This is a genomic window from Vagococcus luciliae (assembly GCF_024637875.1).
In the GTDB taxonomy this organism is placed as follows: domain Bacteria; phylum Bacillota; class Bacilli; order Lactobacillales; family Vagococcaceae; genus Vagococcus; species Vagococcus luciliae.
In genome coordinates this window covers 375,001-394,081 of record NZ_CP102451.1, presented here as the reverse complement: position 1 = coordinate 394,081, position 19,081 = coordinate 375,001, and the positions used below count along the sequence as shown (strand labels likewise).

The window sequence follows — 19,081 nt, the reverse complement described above, 5'->3', positions numbered from 1 at the left end:
TCGGATGATTATATGTACCTCAATCAAAGTATAATGACCATAATAGAACAAGATAAACAAGTAAAAGAGTGGCTTGATAATAGTGAAACACAAAAATCACAGTTGATTACAGGTTTAGCTGGTTCAGCTAAAACACTAGTGATGTCGACATTACTGAAAAAAAATAAAAAAATAATGATTGTAACCCCTAATTTATATTATGGGACAAAATTGATGGATGACTTGCAACACATTGTTGACGAGTCTTATTTGCATTTCTTTCCTGTTGATGAAGTGGCAGCAGTTGAAATGTCGTTCTCTTCTCCAGAAGCTTTGGCTGAGAGAATTAATAGTATGGTGTTTTTAAATAATGATGAACCGGGTATTTTAGTGACACCCTTAGCTGGATTACGTCGATTTTTACCAGCTCCTAATAATTGGAAAGATAATGTATGGTCAGTTGAAGTAGGAGGCACGATAGATTTAACTTCTTTACCTGAAACCCTGGTCTCTTTAGGGTATGTTAGAGAACAAATGATAGGTAAACCAGGTGAATTTAGTATTAGAGGAAGTATCATTGATATTTATCCTTTAACTAGTGAATATCCTGTACGTATCGATTTGTTTGATGATGAGATTGATTCACTGCGTTTGTTTGATGTAGAAACCCAACGTTCCCTATCAGATGTGAATCAGTTATTAATTCCACCGGCTATGGATCAAGTGGTAACAAAAGAGGAATTAGCCAACGCCGCTAGTGTTTTAGACGATGCGTTAAGTAAAAAAATTGATGGTATAAAAGATATTGATAGAAAAAATCAGTTAACTGCTTATAAAAATTATACAGTGGGTGAGTGGGGTAGTGGTCACCCGACTGATGATATTAGTCAATATATTGATATGATTTATGAGGAAAAATATCATTTAAGTGACTATTTATCTCATGATGATTTGGTATTAGTTGATGATTACAGTCGCATGATTGATACTGAAAAAGAGATTTTACGAGAAGAATCAGAATGGTTAACCATCAAGTTAGAAGACAATCCAGTGTTTGAAGATCGGACATTGGGTGGTGATTTCAGACAGATTATGAAAAAAATGCCTCAAAATCGGACATTTTTCTCTCTATTTCAAAAAGGAATGGGGAATTTACGTTTTTCTTCAATTTATCCGTTTGAATATCGAGCGATGCAACAGTTCTTTGGACAATTGCCACTCTTAAAAGCAGAGATGGACCGTTGGGCAAAACAAAAACAAACGGTCGTGGTACTAGTCGAAAATGACGAACGTAGTAAAACGGTAGAACGCTTGTTTATTGATGCAGACATTTCTGTTGTCGTCAATAACAAAAAAGAGTTATTAAAAGGGCAAGCACAAATCCAAGTTGGCTTATTAGAATCAGGGTTTGAGTTGCCACAAGATAACTTAATCGTGTTAGTAGAAAAAGAAATTCTACATACCAGAACTAAACGCCAAGCACGTAAACAAACCATATCCAATGCGGAACGATTAAAGAGTTATAATGAATTAAGTCCTGGTGATTATGTGGTTCATGCTAATCATGGTATTGGGAAATATATCGGAATGGAAACATTGCTTAGTGGTGGCACGCATCAAGATTACATGACCATTTTGTATCAAAATAATGATAAATTATTTATTCCGGTGACCCAGTTAGATTTGATTCAAAAATATGTCGCATCTGAGTCTAAGACGCCACGTATTAATAAATTAGGTGGTAGTGAGTGGACGAAGACAAAGAAAAAAGTATCGGCTAAAGTTGAAGATATCGCGGATGATTTAATTCAATTATATGCAGCAAGAGAAGCTGAAGTAGGATATGCTTTTTCACCAGATGACGATTACCAGCATGAGTTCGACAATGCCTTCCCGTACGCAGAAACGGACGACCAATTGCGAAGTATCCAAGAAATTAAGAAAGACATGGAGAAAAAACGACCAATGGACCGTTTGCTTGTAGGGGACGTGGGTTATGGGAAAACCGAAGTAGCGTTGCGTGCGGCGTTTAAGGCGGTAAGAGATGGCAAGCAAGTTGCATTCTTAGTCCCAACGACTATCTTAGCTCAACAGCATTATGAAACAATGTTAGACCGATTTAAAAATTTCCCAGTCAGTATTGGGTTAATGAGTCGATTTAGAACGAAAAAACAACAAGAAGAAACGATTGATCAATTAAAAAAAGGTCAAGTGGATATTATTGTCGGCACACATCGTATTTTGTCAAAAGATTTAGAATTTATGGATTTAGGGTTATTGATTATTGATGAAGAACAACGTTTTGGAGTGAAGCATAAAGAGCGATTAAAACAATTACGTGCGCAAGTTGATGTGTTGACACTGACAGCTACACCGATTCCAAGAACATTGCACATGTCCATGTTGGGTGTGCGAGATTTATCTGTGATTGAAACCCCTCCAGCCAATCGTTATCCAGTACAAACATATGTGATGGAAAAAAATCCAGGAGCGATACGTGAGGCGTGTGAACGAGAAATTGCTCGTGGTGGGCAAATTTTTTACTTGTACAATCGTGTGGATACAATTGAACAAAAAGTCGATGAGTTGAAAATGCTATTACCAGATGCACGTATTTCTTATGCTCATGGGCAAATGACTGAAGTGCAATTAGAAAATGCGTTGATGGAATTTATCAATGGAGAGTACGATATTTTAGTGACGACTACCATTATTGAAACAGGCGTGGATATTCCTAATGTGAATACATTGTTTGTGGAAAATGCCGATCACATGGGCTTATCTCAGCTTTATCAGTTAAGAGGTCGCGTTGGTCGAAGTAACCGTGTGGCGTATGCTTATTTTATGTATGAACCACAAAAAGTATTAAATGAAGTGAGCGAGAAACGACTTCAAGCGATTAAAGATTTTACTGAACTAGGTTCTGGATTTAAAATTGCGATGCGAGATCTATCAATTCGAGGTGCTGGAAACTTACTAGGGGCTCAACAACACGGCTTTATTGACTCAGTCGGATTTGACATGTATACCCATATGTTAAATGAAGCAGTTAATCGTAAGCGTGGTGTCGATAGTAAAGAGACAAAAACGATGACTGAAATTGACTTGGGCATTGATGCGTATATTCCAAATGATTACATAGAAGATGAACGTCAAAAAATTGAAATGTATAAGCGAATTAGACAACTTGAAAATCAAGAGATGTATGATGAATTAGAAGCTGATCTATTAGACCGATTTGGTGAATACCCTGATGAAGTCGCAAATTTATTAACTATTGGGTTGATAAAAATGAATGCTGATTTTGCCTTAATTGATAAAATTCAAAAGAAAAAGCAATCGATTTATATTGAATTAAGCAAAGAAGGGACATCTGCTTACACAATCGAACAATTGTTTAAAGCTTTATCAAAAACAACTTTAAAAGCAGAAATTAGTACAGATGAGCATTTGGCTGTGACATTCAAACTAGGTAAAGACACAACCATTGCAACATGGTTACATGAAGTGTCTACATTTATTGAAGCATTAAGGCAAGAGCGATATGCTAAAAAAGATGTACAGGATGATGCGGATGGAAAAAATTAAAGTAGAAAAAACTGTTTTAAAAGGAACGTTGATTTTAACGATTACTTCTTTTGTGGTGAAGATACTGAGCGCTGTGTATCGCGTGCCATTTCAAAATTTAGTGGGAGACGAAGGGTTTTATGTGTATCAACAAGTGTACCCTATCTATGGTATTGCGATGACATTTTCGTTATCTGGTATGCCTGTATTTTTATCAAAAATTTTAGCTAGTGAAGAGTCTTTGATTGAAAGAAAGAAAATTCTCACCCAATTTTTTTATTATGTTAGTTTCTTGTCTATCTGTTTGTTTTTAGGGTTATTTGTTGGGTCACCACTCATTGCCATGATGATGGGAGACAAAGAGCTCATACCACTTATTCGTGTTGTATCGTTGGTATTTTTACTGGTACCATTTTTATCTACTTTTAGAGGTTATTTTCAAGGAGAGGTGAATATGTTACCAACTGCAACGTCTCAGTTAGTGGAACAGGGGATTCGTGTGGGGATTATTTTACTTTCTGGTTGGTTGTTTTATACGCAAAGTTTAAATGTTTACCAAATAGGAAGTATTGCCACATCTGGTGCGATTGTGGGTGGAATATGTGCGATTGTGGTGTTAATATACTATGCAAGAAAGCAGCCGTTATCTTTTTATCCAATTTCCTCAAAGGAGCAGCGTGATAATGGGTTGCTAAGACGATTAGTATTAGAAGGTGGGACGATTTGCTTTTTTAGTGCTTATCTCGTTATTTTTCAATTGATTGATTCATTTACGATAAAAAAATATTTAGTCTTTTCAGGACTACCCGATTTGTCGGCTAAGATAGCAAAGGGAGTCTTTGATAGAGGTCAGCCATTGGTACAATTAGGATTGGTTGTGGCCATCGCAATGACTGCTACATTCATGCCAACGTTAACTCATTACTATAAAAGTAAAAAGAAATCAGATTATCAATCAATGGTGTTATCCTATTTAAAAGTGTCATTGAGTATTTCTATGGCAGCAGGTATTGGATTAGCCATCATGATTCCATTTGTTAATGTGACACTTTTTAGTAACAATGATGGAGCATCAACATTGTCGCTATTTGTACTGTCTGTTAGTATTGCCTCAATGATTCAAACGTATCAAACAATTTATCAAAGTCAAAACCGAGTACATTATCAATTTGTCGCTGCAATATTTGGTGTGTTATTGAAGAGTGTTTTGACACCATCTTTAACCTATTATTTTGGAACAATGGGTTCAAGTGTGAGTACGTTACTAGGGTTGTTAGGTTGTTTACTTGTCTTGCATCATTACCTGATCCGTAAGGAATTCGACGTAGCGGTTGGCAAACTTTTTTTAATGAAATTATTGATTAGTTTAGGGTTGATGACTATTGGAGTCTATGGATTTAGAGTTATCTGTTTAGCTAACGGTTTACTCATGACCCATCGAGGAGTGACGTTTGCTTTAACACTAGTAGGTGTCTGTATTGGAGTTACTATCTATCTAATAAGTATTGTGAAATTAAAATTATTTAGTTATGATGAATGGAACATGTTGCCATTTGGCCAAAAAATATATAAACATTTTTATTAATAGATTTAGGAGGACAATGATGAGATTAGATAAATTTTTAAAAATTTCAAGAATTATAAAACGTCGAACAATTGCAAAAGAAATAGCTGATAAAGGTCGGATTCAAGTGAATCACAAATTAGCTAAATCATCGACTTCTGTTAAAATAGGAGATGTGATTACAATCATGTTTGGTAATAAAACATTAGAAGTTAAAGTATTAGACTTAAAAGACACAACTAAAAAAGATGAAGCAAAAGATTTATACGAAATTATTAGCGAAACCAAAAATCAAGACTAAAATCAGCGATAAGTATTAGACATTAATGAGGCTAGTTGGTATAATGAACACAAGTATAAACAGAAATGGAGTCTAGTGTATCATGAGTGAGAAAAAAACGTTATTGGCCCTTGAGACAAGTGAAAAAAAACCTTCGTCGCAAATGGCGAAAGCTCAACGTGAACAAAAACAAATGATTTACAAACGTCGACGCTTAACGGTTATGTTTGTATTAGCCTTTGGTTTATTTACGTTCATGGGAATTAACTTATTTCGCAATGGACAACATCTGTTATCACTACAACAAAATCACACAGAGGTAAAAAAGGAATATGCAAAAGTAAAAACAGAAAAGAAGGATTTGGAAAACGAAGTAAAATTGTTAAAGGATCCCGAATATGTTGAGAAAGTTGCACGTGCCAAATATTTTTACTCTAAAGAAGGCGAACAAGTATACAGTATTCCAGGACTGAGTGGTGCAAATTAAAACAGCGGTAATCGAGTATTAAGTTAATAAAAAAATAATATATAAAGAGGATTCAAGGAGGAAAAATTTTTTTATGTCAATCGAAGTGGGGACAAAGTTATCTGGTAAAGTGTCAGGTATTACTAATTTTGGAGCGTTTGTAGATTTAGGCGATGGAAAAACAGGATTGGTACATATTAGTGAGGTATCTAATAGCTTTGTAAAAGATATCAACGATGTTTTAAAGATGAATGATGAAGTTGAAGTAAAAGTAATGAGCGTTGGAGATGACGGAAAAATTGGGTTATCAATCAAGCGTGCCAACGAAGAAGAACGCCCAGCACAGCGTGAGCGTAAAGAATACAAACGTTCATCAAATAATTACCAGTCTGATCGTAACAACCGAGGTGGAAATGACCGTGGTAGAAATAATCGTAAACCTGCAGCAGTAGCTACTCCACAAAAAGAAAGTTTTGATTCATTAATGACTAACTTCTTAAAAGATAGTGATGATAGATTAAGTACATTAAAACGCAGTACTGAAGGAAAACGTGGCGGACGTGGCGGACGTCGTAACTAAATAGATAGAAGGGTAAGAGAGTTCTCTTATCCTTTTTTTATATGGAAAAGTGGAGGAAAGTTTGTGTATCAAAAATTTGAAAAGATTATTCAGTCAGAGTATCAGTTGACGCCGCAAACCAATATTGTGGTAGGAGTGTCTGGAGGAGTTGACTCCATGGTGTTGCTTTATCTATTGTGTCAATTACCTAAAGATAAGCGACCGGTGATTTATGTAGCGCATATTAACCATCAATTAAGACCTGAGTCAAAAGAGGAGCAATTATTTGTAGAAAATTATGCCCAAACGTACCAAACACCCTGTTTTGTCGGTATATGGGACGAAGGAAAAACCGTTGACACAAATGTAGAGCAACAAGCAAGAACATTTCGCTATGCCTTTTTTGAAAAAGTGATGCAAGAAACCAATAGCACGTATTTATTAACGGCTCATCATAAAGATGATGCTGTCGAAACGATTTTGATGCGATGGATTCAAGGAAGTCAATTAAGAAAGTTGGTTGGGATTGAAAAAACACGCTCACTAGGAGTAAATGAAGTTATTCGCCCGTTATTAAGTTTTTCTAAAAAAGAACTTTATGCATACGCTAAAGCAAAAAATATACCGTATTATGAAGATAGTAGTAATCTTTCCGATAATTATTTTCGAAATCGTATTCGTCACCACATCCGTCCTATGCTAGAAAAAGAAAACCCTAATTTTGGTAACGGAATATTACGCTTATCTCAAGAAATTTCCAATCAAAGGCAAGTCATTGATGAATTGTTGCAGCCTTTAATTGAGTTACTGGTTTGTTATCAAAATAATACATGGCAATTAGATTATATTTCGTTAAAAAGACACAATTTAGCGATACAATCTGAAGTAATTCGATATATATTAACAGATATTCAAGAAAAAACTAGCCTGGTTGTAGGATACGAGCATATGAATCAGATACAACAACTGATTAATAATGATAAACCAAATCAACAATTATTATTAGGAAACAATTGGATTGTTGAAAAAAATTATGAAATACTTACTATCTATCAAAAAAAAGAGTCACTAAATAAATATGATGTATTTGATTTGGTAAAAAATCAGGGAGTATTTTTGTCTAATAATCAATGGTTAGGATTTTTTGAATTGGGTAAAGAGGACATTCCAATTGAATTGATTAACTGGCACTTAAAAGAGATGATTTACACACATGGAAAAAATCATACGATTCGAGTCAGAAAACGTGAAGCTGGCGACAGATTCGTATATAATTATAAAGGTCAGACTAAGAAAGTATCACGATATTTTATTGATGAAAAAATACCAACTAAATTACGTGATTTAAGTTGGCTTGTTTTCGATGAAAAAGGGTATCTTCTATGGCTTTTACCATTTAGAGAATCTTATTTGAGTATTCATCATGAAACTGATAAAATACAGTATAAGCTCGTCTACTTATATCAAAGGGATGAGTAAGTTTGGAAGGAGAACCCAATGTTAGAAAAAGATATCGAAAAAACATTTTATTCAGAACAACAAATTCAAGAACGAGTTGCTGTTTTAGGTGAAGAGATTAGTCGTGAGTACCAGGATAAGTTTCCTTTAGTTGTTGGTATTTTAAAAGGAGCGGTTCCGTTTTTATCGGATTTAGTTCGTGCTATGCCAATTCACATGGAAATGGATTTTATGGATGTGTCAAGTTATGGCAATGCGACTGTCTCATCTGGTGAAGTTCGTATTTTGAAAGATTTAAGTACGGTAGTTGAAGGTCGTCATATTATCTTAGTAGAAGATATTATCGATAGTGGCCGTACATTAAAATACCTTGTTGACTTATTGAAACACCGTAAAGCAGCTTCTGTTAAAATTGTAACGATGCTTGATAAACCAGAAGGTCGTGTTGTTGATATGGCAGCTGACTATGTTGGTTTTGAAGTGCCAAACGAATTTGTTGTAGGATATGGTTTAGATTATGCTGAAGATTATCGTAATCTTCCATATATCGGTGTATTAAAACCAGAAATATACGAAAATGCTTAATTTTTCGAACATTTAGTGTTACAATAATTTCTTAGTAATGATTACAAACTAAAAATTTAATATAGAGAAGGAGGACATGTATGAATAAAAAGAATTCAGGGATGCGTAACTCGCTTTATTATATTATTGTATTTTTATCAATGATTACAATAGTATACTTCTTCTTTGGACAAGGCGGCGACCAATCTCCTACTATAAATTATTCAACGTTCTATCAACAATTAAAAGATGATCAAGTCAAAGATTTCACCGTACAGCCAGCAAATGGCGTTTACAAAATTACAGGTGAGTATCGTGAAGAACAAAAAATCACTGATTCAGGTGGCTTACCAGTATTTGGTAAAACAAAAGTAAAATCAAAACGATTTACTACCTCTGTTTTACCGAATGATGCAACGATTGCCAACATTAGTGATACAGCGAGTGAATCAGGAACCAAATTTGTTGTGAAAGAGCAATCTAACAACAGCGTTTGGGTATCACTATTGTTTAGTTTCTTACCAGTTTTACTAATGGTATTCCTATTTTATATGATGATGGGACAAGGTGGGCAAGGCGGTGGAAATGGCCGTGTCATGAACTTTGGGAAATCTAAAACAAAAGAAGCAGATAAAAAATCAATCAACGTTCGTTTTTCTGACGTAGCAGGAGCTGAAGAAGAAAAACAAGAATTGGTTGAAGTTGTTGAGTTTTTAAAAGACCCACGTCGTTTTGTGGAACTTGGGGCAAGAATTCCTGCAGGTGTGTTACTTGAAGGACCTCCCGGAACTGGTAAAACATTACTAGCAAAAGCTGTTGCCGGAGAAGCTGGCGTACCATTCTTCTCTATTTCGGGTTCAGACTTTGTTGAGATGTTTGTCGGGGTTGGGGCAAGTCGTGTACGTGATTTATTTGAAACAGCGAAAAAATCAGCGCCAGCGATTATCTTCATTGATGAAATTGATGCAGTTGGTCGTCAACGTGGTGCCGGTATGGGCGGAGGACACGATGAACGTGAACAAACCCTTAACCAATTGCTTGTTGAAATGGATGGTTTCAATGGTAATGAAGGAGTTATCGTTATTGCCGCAACAAACCGTTCAGACGTGTTAGACCCTGCGTTACTTCGTCCAGGACGTTTTGACAGACAAGTTCTTGTTGGAACACCTGATGTTAAAGGTCGTGAACAAATTTTGCGAGTTCATTCTCGTAACAAACCTTTAGCAAGCGATGTTGATTTAAAAGTTGTCGCACAACAAACACCAGGATTTGCCGGTGCAGACTTAGAAAACGTATTAAACGAAGCTGCCCTTGTAGCGGCTCGACGTAATAAAAAGAAAATTGATGCATCAGATATTGATGAAGCACAGGATAGAGTCATTGCTGGTCCTGCTAAGAAAGACCGCATGATTAGTAAAAAAGAACGTTCAATGGTTGCTTACCATGAAGCAGGTCATACAATCTGTGGATTGGTGTTAAGTGATGCAAGAATTGTCCATAAAGTAACAATCGTTCCACGCGGACGTGCTGGTGGATACATGATTGCTTTACCAAAAGAAGATCGTTTCTTAATGACTCAAAACGAAATGTTCGAACAAATCGTTGGGTTGCTTGGTGGACGTGTTGCTGAAGAAATTATCTTTGGTGTGAAATCTACTGGGGCAAGTAATGACTTTGAACAAGCGACTAACTTAGCTCGTTCAATGGTGACTGAATATGGTATGAGTGATTCACTAGGTCCTGTACAATATGAAGGAAACCATCAAGTCTTTGTTGGCCGTGATTATGGACAAACAAAAACTTATTCAGAACAAATTGCGTTCCAAATCGATGAAGAAGTTCGTAATATCTTGAATCGTGCTCATCAAAAAGCGGTTGAAATTATTGAAGCACATCGTGATGAACACAAGTTAATCGCAGAGTCATTACTTAAATATGAAACACTTGATGCGAAACAAATTAAATCATTGTTTGAAGAAGGTAAAATGCCAAGTGATGATAAACCTGAAGAGTATCCAAGTGAAAAAGATGGTTCTTTTGAAGAAGTAAAAGAAGCTTTGGAAAGAAAAGATGCAGAAAAACAAAAAGCTGAATTTACTGAAGAAAAAGAAGCGGAACATGATTTAAAAGAACGTGATGAAGAATTATCACATTCGATTAAAGAAGATGAAGAAGCTGTGAAAGACGATAAATCTGAGTAAAAATAGTTTTAAGATTTAATCAAATACGTTATGATAAGTGGGATATACGAAAGTATAGCCCACTTTTTAATTGGGAAGAATAAAAGAAAGAAAGTAGGCAAGAAAAATGAGTAAACAAACAACAGATTATTTAGTGAAAGCATTATGCTTTAATGGAGAAATACGAGCAATGGCAACACGCACAACCGAGTTAGTAAGTGAAGCGCAACAACGTCATGACACATGGCGCACTTCTACTGCAGCATTAGGTCGTTCATTGACAGGTGCGTTGATGCTAGGTTCAATGCATAAAGGTGATGAAACACTAACAGTTCGTATTCAAGGCGATGGGCCAATCGGTGCTATCGTAGTAGATGCCGATGCTAAGGGTCATGTTAAAGGATACGTTAAAAACCCACAAGTTAATTTACCTGCAAATGCACTAGGAAAAATTGATGTACGTGGCGGAGTGGGAACAAATGGCTCTTTAAGTGTTGTGAAAGATTTAGGTTTAAGAGAACCATTTACAGGACAAGTGCCATTAGTTTCAGGTGAGTTGGCCGAAGATTTTACTTATTATTTAGCCACATCGGAACAAGTTCCTTCAGCAGTCGGGTTAAGTGTATTAGTTGATAATGAAAATGATGACGTTGTAAAAGCGGCAGGTGGATTTATGATTCAAGTGATGCCGTTTGCGTCAGAAGAAACGCTCGTTGAGATTGAAAAACGTTTAGCTGATATTCCGCAAGTGTCTAATTTATTAGATCAAGGTGAAACACCAGAAGAAATTCTTTACCGTTTATTAGGGGAAGAGAATGTTGAAATTTTAGATACGATGCCAGTCGAGTTTCAATGTGACTGTTCTAAAGAACGTTTTTCTTCAGCGTTGATTACTCTAGGGGTAGAGGAGTTGACTCAAATGATAGAAGAAGATAATGGAGCTGAGGCAGTTTGTCATTTCTGCGGAGAGAAATACCATTATTCCGCAGATGAGTTATCCGTATTAAGAGACGAGGCTATGCAGTCTTAAAAGGAGGAAACCCGATGTGGAAAATAGGGAACGTCGAGATTCCTAATCGAGTGGTTGTCGCACCAATGGCTGGAGTGAGTAACTCTGCTTTTCGCGTGACAGTCAAAGAGTTTGGTGCAGGACTTGTTGTATGTGAAATGATTAGTGACAAAGGCATTCAACAACGAAATAAAAAAACACTAGAAATGCTTTATATTGATGAAACAGAACACCCACTTAGTTTACAAATTTTTGGTGGTAATAAAGAAAATCTCGTTGAAGCTGCTAAATTTGTTGAAGAATATACAACAGCAGATATTATTGATATTAATATGGGCTGTCCAGTAAATAAAGTTATTAAAGCAGAAGCAGGAGCAAGATGGTTGCTTGATCCAGATAAAGTATACGAAATGGTCGAAGCTGTGGCGAGTTCTGTCAGTGTTCCGGTGACAGTTAAACAACGTATTGGTTGGGATGAGGACCATGTGTATGCTGTTGAAAATGCATTAGCCGCGGAAAAAGCAGGAGCTAGTGCGGTTGCAATGCATGGCCGAACACGCGTGCAGATGTATGAAGGCAAAGCCAATTGGGATGTCTTAAGAGAAGTTAAAAAGCATTTGACGATTCCTTTTATGGGAAATGGAGATGTGAGAACCCCAGAAGATGCAAAACGCATGATTGATTATGTTGGATGCGATGGTGTGATGATAGGTCGGGCAGCATTGGGTAATCCGTGGATGATTTATCGCACACAACATTTCTTAGAGACAGGTGAGTTATTGGAAGAACCACATCCAGCTGAAAAAATTGAAACGGCTAAGTTGCATTTAGATCGTTTGATTCGCCTGAAGGGTGAAAAAATTGGTTGTTTAGAGTTTCGCCAACATGCCGCTTATTATTTAAAAGGGGCTCCAAGAGCCACTAAAACAAGATTAGCCGTTAATAAAGCAACAACACAAGAAGAAATGAACCAATTACTAGATGAGTATGTATTAGTTGTGAAAGAAAAAGGTTTAGTCGGATAAAAAAGGCAAATTAACTTGCCTTTTTTTTGCTATTTGTGGCATTATAAGAGAGAGTAGAATGGCAAAAAAAGTATAGGAGGAAGTAGCGTGTCAAAAGATAATCAAGCGCATCAAGAAATGAATGACCAACTCATCGTCAGACGAGAAAAAATGGCGGACTTACGTGATAAGGGACTCGATCCATTTGGAACACGTTTTGAGCGCACAACCAATGCAAAAGAATTGCATGAAAAATATGATGATAAAACAAAAGAAGAATTACAAGAGTTAAATCTTACAGCAACAGTTGCAGGCCGTATTATGACCAAGCGTGGAAAAGGTAAAGTAGGGTTTGCTCATTTACAAGATAGAGAAGGACAAATCCAAATTTACGTTCGTAAAGATGCAATTGGTGAAGAAGCTTATGATTTATTTAAACAAGCAGATTTAGGAGATTTTGTTGGTGTAACAGGTCAAGTCATGAAAACTGATATGGGTGAAATGACCATTAAACCAACAGAATTTACATTTTTAACAAAAGCACTTCGACCATTACCTGATAAATATCATGGTTTAACAAATGTGGAGCAAAAATATCGTCAACGCTATTTAGATTTAATCAGTAACCGCGATAGCTTTGATAAATTTGTTAAACGAAGCGAAATTATCCGCGAAGTACGTAACTATTTAAATGACCATGGTTATTTAGAAGTTGAAACACCAACTCTACATAATATGGCAGGTGGAGCAGCGGCAAGACCATTCATTACACACCATAATGCACTAGATATGGAATTATATTTACGTATCGCATTAGAATTACATTTAAAACGATTAATCGTTGGTGGAATGGAAAAAGTTTATGAAATTGGTCGTGTATTCCGTAATGAAGGGATAGATGCTACACATAATCCTGAATTTACCATGTTAGAAGTATATACTGCTTATACAGATTACAAAGATATTATGGATTTAACAGAAGGTATTATTACAACAGTCGCTCAAAAAGTATTAGGAACATTGCAGATTCAATATGGCGACATTGATGTTAACTTAGAAGGACCATGGAAAAGAATTCATATGGTTGATGCAATTAAAGAAGTCACAGGTGTTGATTTCTGGAACGTAACATCAGACGAAGAGGCTCGCTCAATTGCTAAAGAGCATAATGTTACGATAGAAGAACATATGGACTATGGCCACGTTATTAACGAATTCTTTGAAGCATTTGTTGAAGATACATTAATTCAACCTACTTTCATTTATGGTCATCCAGTTTCAATTTCTCCATTAGCGAAGAAAAATCCAGGTGACGAACGTTTTACAGATCGCTTTGAAGTTTTTATAGTAGGAAAAGAATATGGAAATGCCTTTACAGAGTTAAATGACCCAATTGATCAAAGAGAACGATTTGAAGCGCAAATGAAAGAAAAAGATTTAGGAAATGATGAAGCTCATGGAATAGATGAAGACTTTATTGAAGCGCTAGAGTACGGAATGCCTCCAACTGGCGGTTTAGGTATAGGGATAGATCGTTTGGTTATGCTATTAACAAACTCTCAATCTATTAGAGATGTGCTGTTATTTCCAACAATGAGATAAAAAAGTGAAGAATTTCTTCACTTTTTTATTTTGTTTATAGTTTATAAAACTATAATTAAATGTTTAAAGTTCGGTATAAAAGAAATGAATGATAATTCAAAGTGATTTATTTAAAAAATTATTTTTTATACCGAATGAAAATTATAAAATTTTGATTTAAAGTTTGTGAATTTTTTTTTAAAAAAAAGGTTGACCTTTCTCTATAATCTTGTTATATTAATACATGTCCTTGAGACACAGCTTTTAAAAAATACAACTTTTAAAGTTTAGCTAATAGGATTTTTCTTCTAGCGAACGAATTTTCAGAAAATTCAAAAAATAATTTTAAAAAGTGTTGACAAGTTGTTATAAACTTGTTATGATATAAAAGTTGTTACGGCAACAAAGTTTAGACCTTTGAAAACTGAACAAAGTAAGACGAACCAAATGTGTAGGGCGTTTCTACTATGTAGAAACAAACCATATTTAGTGAATACAATTCGCTAGCAAGTTTTAAAACAAATGAGCTAAACATCGTAAGATGTTATCAACTTTTTATTGAGAGTTTGATCCTGGCTCAGGACGAACGCTGGCGGCGTGCCTAATACATGCAAGTCGAACGCACTTCTTCTCACCGGAGCTTGCTCCACCGAGAAGAAGTGAGTGGCGGACGGGTGAGTAACACGTGGGCAACCTGCCCATCAGAGGGGGATAACACTTGGAAACAGGTGCTAATACCGCATAATTGCTTTTGCCGCATGGCAAAAGTATAAAAGACGCTTCGGTGTCACTGGTGGATGGGCCCGCGGTGCATTAGTTAGTTGGTGGGGTAACAGCCTACCAAGACCATGATGCATAGCCGACCTGAGAGGGTGATCGGCCACACTGGGACTGAGACACGGCCCAGACTCCTACGGGAGGCAGCAGTAGGGAATCTTCGGCAATGGACGAAAGTCTGACCGAGCAACGCCGCGTGAGTGAAGAAGGTTTTCGGATCGTAAAACTCTGTTGTTAGAGAAGAACAAGTGATAGAGTAACTGTTATCACCTTGACGGTATCTAACCAGAAAGCCACGGCTAACTACGTGCCAGCAGCCGCGGTAATACGTAGGTGGCAAGCGTTGTCCGGATTTATTGGGCGTAAAGCGAGCGCAGGCGGTCTTTTAAGTCTGATGTGAAAGCCCTCGGCTCAACCGAGGAAGGTCATTGGAAACTGGAGGACTTGAGTGCAGAAGAGGAGAGTGGAATTCCATGTGTAGCGGTGAAATGCGTAGATATATGGAGGAACACCAGTGGCGAAGGCGACTCTCTGGTCTGTAACTGACGCTGAGGCTCGAAAGCGTGGGGAGCAAACAGGATTAGATACCCTGGTAGTCCACGCCGTAAACGATGAGTGCTAAGTGTTGGAGGGTTTCCGCCCTTCAGTGCTGCAGTTAACGCATTAAGCACTCCGCCTGGGGAGTACGGCCGCAAGGCTGAAACTCAAAGGAATTGACGGGGGCCCGCACAAGCGGTGGAGCATGTGGTTTAATTCGAAGCAACGCGAAGAACCTTACCAGGTCTTGACATCCTTTGACCACTCTAGAGATAGAGCTTTCCCTTCGGGGACAAAGTGACAGGTGGTGCATGGTTGTCGTCAGCTCGTGTCGTGAGATGTTGGGTTAAGTCCCGCAACGAGCGCAACCCTTATTGTTAGTTGCCATCATTTAGTTGGGCACTCTAGCGAGACTGCCGGTGACAAACCGGAGGAAGGTGGGGATGACGTCAAATCATCATGCCCCTTATGACCTGGGCTACACACGTGCTACAATGGACAGTACAATGAGTTGCGAGACCGCGAGGTTTAGCTAATCTCTTAAAGCTGTTCTCAGTTCGGATTGTAGGCTGCAACTCGCCTACATGAAGCCGGAATCGCTAGTAATCGTGGATCAGCATGCCACGGTGAATACGTTCCCGGGCCTTGTACACACCGCCCGTCACACCACGAGAGTTTGTAACACCCAAAGTCGGTGAGGTAACCTTTTGGAGCCAGCCGCCTAAGGTGGGATAGATGATTGGGGTGAAGTCGTAACAAGGTAGCCGTATCGGAAGGTGCGGCTGGATCACCTCCTTTCTAAGGATAATTACGGAAAACACATTACGTTTTTACTTTGTTCAGTTTTGAGAGGTCTACTCTCAAATAGATTGTTCATTGAAAACTGGATAGTTGAAGTTAGACATCAACATAAACCGAGAACACCGCGTTGAACAGTTTCTTTTAAAGAACTGTGAAATGTATTAACTATTATCTATCGCTAGTTAATAGTTAATGAAAAAACAAGCTAACCGTAAGGTTAGAAAAGGTTAAGTGAATAAGGGCGCACGGTGGATGCCTTGGCACTAGAAGCCGATGAAGGACGGGACTAACACCGATATGCTTCGGGGAGCTGTAAGTAAGCTATGATCCGGAGATTTCCGAATGGGGGAACCCAGTATCTTTTATAGGATATTATCTAGTAGTGAATACATAGCTATTAGAAGGTAGACGCAGAGAACTGAAACATCTAAGTACCTGCAGGAAGAGAAAGAAAAATCGATTTCCTTAGTAGCGGCGAGCGAAACGGAAACAGCCCAAACCAATAAGCTTGCTTATTGGGGTTGTAGGACTCAGCTGTGGTAGCTGTTGTGGATAGTCGAATCGACCTGGAAAGGTCAGCCGTAGCGGGTAAAAGCCCCGTAGATGAAATTGACAACACACCTATGAGTATCCTGAGTACGGCGGAACACGAGAAATTCCGTCGGAATCCGGGAGGACCATCTCCCAAGGCTAAATACTCTCTAGTGACCGATAGTGAACCAGTACCGTGAGGGAAAGGTGAAAAGCACCCCGGAAGGGGAGTGAAATAGAACCTGAAACCGTGTGCCTACAAGAAGTTAGAGCCCGTTAATGGGTGATAGCGTGCCTTTTGCAGAATGAACCGGCGAGTTACGATAGCATGCGAGGTTAAGCTGAAGAAGCGGAGCCGTAGCGAAAGCGAGTCTGAATAGGGCGAATGAGTATGTTGTCGTAGACCCGAAACCATGTGACCTACCCATGTCCAGGTTGAAGGTGTGGTAAAACGCACTGGAGGACCGAACCCACGTACGTTGAAAAGTGCGGGGATGAGGTGTGGGTAGCGGAGAAATTCCAAACGAACTTGGAGATAGCTGGTTCTCTCCGAAATAGCTTTAGGGCTAGCCTCGGATTTGAGAATGATGGAGGTAGAGCACTGTTTGGACTAGGGGCCCGTCTTGGGTTACCGAATTCAGATAAACTCCGAATGCCATTCATTTATATCCGGGAGTCAGACAGTGAGTGATAAGATCCATTGTCGAAAGGGAAACAGCCCAGACCACCAGCTAAGGTCCCAAAATACATGTTAAGTGGAAAAGGATGTGAGGGTGCACAAACAACTAGGATGTTGGCTCAGAAGCAGCCACCATTTAAAGAGTGCGTAATAGCTCACTAGTCGAGTGCCCTTGCGCCGAAAATGTACCGGGGCTAAACATGTTACCGAAGCTGTGGATAGAACCTTTGGTTCTATGGTAGGAGAGCGTTCTAAGGGCGTTGAAGCTGGATCGTAAGGACTGGTGGAGCGCTTAGAAGTGAGAATGCCGGTATGAGTAGCGAAAGACAGGTGAGAATCCTGTCCACCGAATGACTAAGGTTTCCTGGGGAAGGCTCGTCCTCCCAGGGTTAGTCGGGACCTAAGCTGAGGCCGATAGGCGTAGGCGATGGACAACAGGTTGAGATTCCTGTACTCGTTTGTTTTGTTTGAACAATGGAGGGACACAGGAGGCTATGAGATCGTGCGACTGGAAGTGCACGTTCAAGCAACGAGTTTTGATAAGAGTCAAATGCTTTTATCTTTAAGAACAAGTTGTGATGAGTAGGGAAATAAAGTACCGAAGTCTCAATGTCACACTGTCAAGAAAAGCTTCTAGTTAGAAACAAATGACCCGTACCGCAAACCGACACAGGTAGTCGAGGAGAGAATCCTAAGGTGAGCGAGAGAACTCTCGTTAAGGAACTCGGCAAAATGACCCCGTAACTTCGGGAGAAGGGGTGCTGAACGCAAGTTCAGCCGCAGTGAATAGGCCCAAGCGACTGTTTATCAAAAACACAGGTCTCTGCAAAATCGAAAGATGACGTATAGGGGCTGACGCCTGCCCGGTGCTGGAAGGTTAAGAGGATGGGTTAGCAATAGCGAAGCTCAAAATTGAAGCCCCAGTAAACGGCGGCCGTAACTATAACGGTCCTAAGGTAGCGAAATTCCTTGTCGGGTAAGTTCCGACCCGCACGAAAGGCGTAACGATTTGGGCACTGTCTCAACGAGAGACTCGGTGAAATTTTAGTACCTGTGAAGATGCAGGTTACCCGCGACAGGACGGAAAGACCCCATGGAGCTTTACTGTAGTTTGATATTGAATGTTTGTGACACATGTACAGGATAGGTAGGAGCCGTAGAAATCGGAACGCTAGTTTCGATGGAGGCGCTGGTGGGATACTACCCTTGTGTTATGACCATTCTAACCCGCACCACTTATCGTGGTGGGAGACAGTGTCAGATGGACAGTTTGACTGGGGCGGTCGCCTCCCAAAAGGTAACGGAGGCGCCCAAAGGTTCCCTCAGAATGGTTGGAAATCATTCGTAGAGTGCAAAGGCAGAAGGGAGCTTGACTGCGAGAGTTACAACTCGAGCAGGGACGAAAGTCGGGCTTAGTGATCCGGTGGTTCCGCATGGAAGGGCCATCGCTCAACGGATAAAAGCTACCCTGGGGATAACAGGCTTATCTCCCCCAAGAGTTCACATCGACGGGGAGGTTTGGCACCTCGATGTCGGCTCGTCGCA

General features: G+C 38.8%; 11 protein-coding genes and 2 rRNA genes (1 of these 13 cut by a window edge). All 13 read left to right on the top strand.

The window, feature by feature from the left end; translation table 11 throughout:
• Positions 1-12 precede the first annotated feature (12 nt).
• Positions 13-3,567: a transcription-repair coupling factor gene (gene mfd / locus G314FT_RS02070; protein WP_257701867.1), complete on the top strand. Its 3,555-nt coding sequence runs from the start codon at positions 13-15 to the stop codon at positions 3,565-3,567.
• Complete coding sequence (locus G314FT_RS02065; protein ID WP_257701866.1) at positions 3,554-5,131, top strand: putative polysaccharide biosynthesis protein; 1,578 nt, start codon at positions 3,554-3,556, stop codon at positions 5,129-5,131. The genes mfd and G314FT_RS02065 overlap by 14 nt, the downstream gene beginning before the upstream one ends.
• Positions 5,132-5,150: 19 nt before the next feature.
• Positions 5,151-5,411 carry an RNA-binding S4 domain-containing protein gene (locus G314FT_RS02060; protein ID WP_257701865.1) on the top strand — a complete coding sequence of 87 codons (261 nt, stop codon included), beginning with the start codon at positions 5,151-5,153 and terminating at the stop codon, positions 5,409-5,411.
• A gap of 82 nt (positions 5,412-5,493) precedes the next feature.
• Complete coding sequence (locus G314FT_RS02055) at positions 5,494-5,877, top strand: FtsB family cell division protein (RefSeq protein WP_257701864.1); 384 nt, start codon at positions 5,494-5,496, stop codon at positions 5,875-5,877.
• A 73-nt stretch (positions 5,878-5,950) separates the two neighbouring features.
• The gene (locus tag G314FT_RS02050; protein ID WP_117974101.1) at positions 5,951-6,436 is read left to right on the top strand and encodes a S1 domain-containing RNA-binding protein; all 486 of its coding nucleotides are present in this window, start codon (positions 5,951-5,953) and stop codon (positions 6,434-6,436) included.
• 63 nt (positions 6,437-6,499) lie between these two features.
• A complete protein-coding gene (gene tilS / locus G314FT_RS02045) occupies positions 6,500-7,894 on the top strand; it encodes a tRNA lysidine(34) synthetase TilS (RefSeq protein ID WP_257701863.1) in 1,395 nt (464 codons plus the stop codon).
• A gap of 18 nt (positions 7,895-7,912) precedes the next feature.
• On the top strand, positions 7,913-8,458 hold the full coding sequence (gene hpt, locus G314FT_RS02040) for a hypoxanthine phosphoribosyltransferase (protein ID WP_071456009.1): 546 nt from the start codon (positions 7,913-7,915) through the stop codon (positions 8,456-8,458).
• An 80-nt stretch (positions 8,459-8,538) separates the two neighbouring features.
• Positions 8,539-10,638 carry an ATP-dependent zinc metalloprotease FtsH gene (ftsH, locus tag G314FT_RS02035; RefSeq protein WP_257701862.1) on the top strand — a complete coding sequence of 700 codons (2,100 nt, stop codon included), beginning with the start codon at positions 8,539-8,541 and terminating at the stop codon, positions 10,636-10,638.
• 106 nt (positions 10,639-10,744) lie between these two features.
• On the top strand, positions 10,745-11,647 hold the full coding sequence (gene hslO, locus G314FT_RS02030; protein ID WP_257701861.1) for an Hsp33 family molecular chaperone HslO: 903 nt from the start codon (positions 10,745-10,747) through the stop codon (positions 11,645-11,647).
• Between the two features lie 14 nt (positions 11,648-11,661).
• Positions 11,662-12,651 (top strand): tRNA dihydrouridine synthase DusB, encoded by a 990-nt coding sequence (gene dusB / locus G314FT_RS02025; RefSeq protein WP_257701860.1) that lies wholly within the window; start codon positions 11,662-11,664, stop codon positions 12,649-12,651.
• A gap of 117 nt (positions 12,652-12,768) precedes the next feature.
• Positions 12,769-14,232: a lysine--tRNA ligase gene (gene lysS / locus G314FT_RS02020; RefSeq protein WP_257702480.1), complete on the top strand. Its 1,464-nt coding sequence runs from the start codon at positions 12,769-12,771 to the stop codon at positions 14,230-14,232.
• Positions 14,233-14,765: 533 nt separating this feature from the next.
• Positions 14,766-16,323, top strand: a 16S ribosomal RNA gene (locus G314FT_RS02015).
• A gap of 228 nt (positions 16,324-16,551) precedes the next feature.
• Positions 16,552-19,081 (top strand): 23S ribosomal RNA (locus G314FT_RS02010) (it continues 382 nt past the right edge of the window).
• Together the 16S and 23S rRNA genes form the textbook arrangement of a ribosomal RNA operon.

Bases quoted from the DNA above. Each gene is read 5' to 3' on its own strand.
- dusB (WP_257701860.1), top strand. From the start codon at position 11,662: ATGTGGAAAATAGGGAACGTCGAGATTCCTAATCGAGTGGTTGTCGCA.
- lysS (WP_257702480.1), top strand. From the start codon at position 12,769: ATGAATGACCAACTCATCGTCAGACGAGAAAAAATGGCGGACTTACGT.
- hpt (WP_071456009.1), top strand. From the start codon at position 7,913: ATGTTAGAAAAAGATATCGAAAAAACATTTTATTCAGAACAACAAATT.
- G314FT_RS02050 (WP_117974101.1), top strand. From the start codon at position 5,951: ATGTCAATCGAAGTGGGGACAAAGTTATCTGGTAAAGTGTCAGGTATT.
- ftsH (WP_257701862.1), top strand. From the start codon at position 8,539: ATGAATAAAAAGAATTCAGGGATGCGTAACTCGCTTTATTATATTATT.
- G314FT_RS02065 (WP_257701866.1), top strand. From the start codon at position 3,554: ATGGAAAAAATTAAAGTAGAAAAAACTGTTTTAAAAGGAACGTTGATT.
- mfd (WP_257701867.1), top strand. From the start codon at position 13: ATGTACCTCAATCAAAGTATAATGACCATAATAGAACAAGATAAACAA.
- G314FT_RS02055 (WP_257701864.1), top strand. From the start codon at position 5,494: ATGAGTGAGAAAAAAACGTTATTGGCCCTTGAGACAAGTGAAAAAAAA.
- hslO (WP_257701861.1), top strand. From the start codon at position 10,745: ATGAGTAAACAAACAACAGATTATTTAGTGAAAGCATTATGCTTTAAT.
- G314FT_RS02060 (WP_257701865.1), top strand. From the start codon at position 5,151: ATGAGATTAGATAAATTTTTAAAAATTTCAAGAATTATAAAACGTCGA.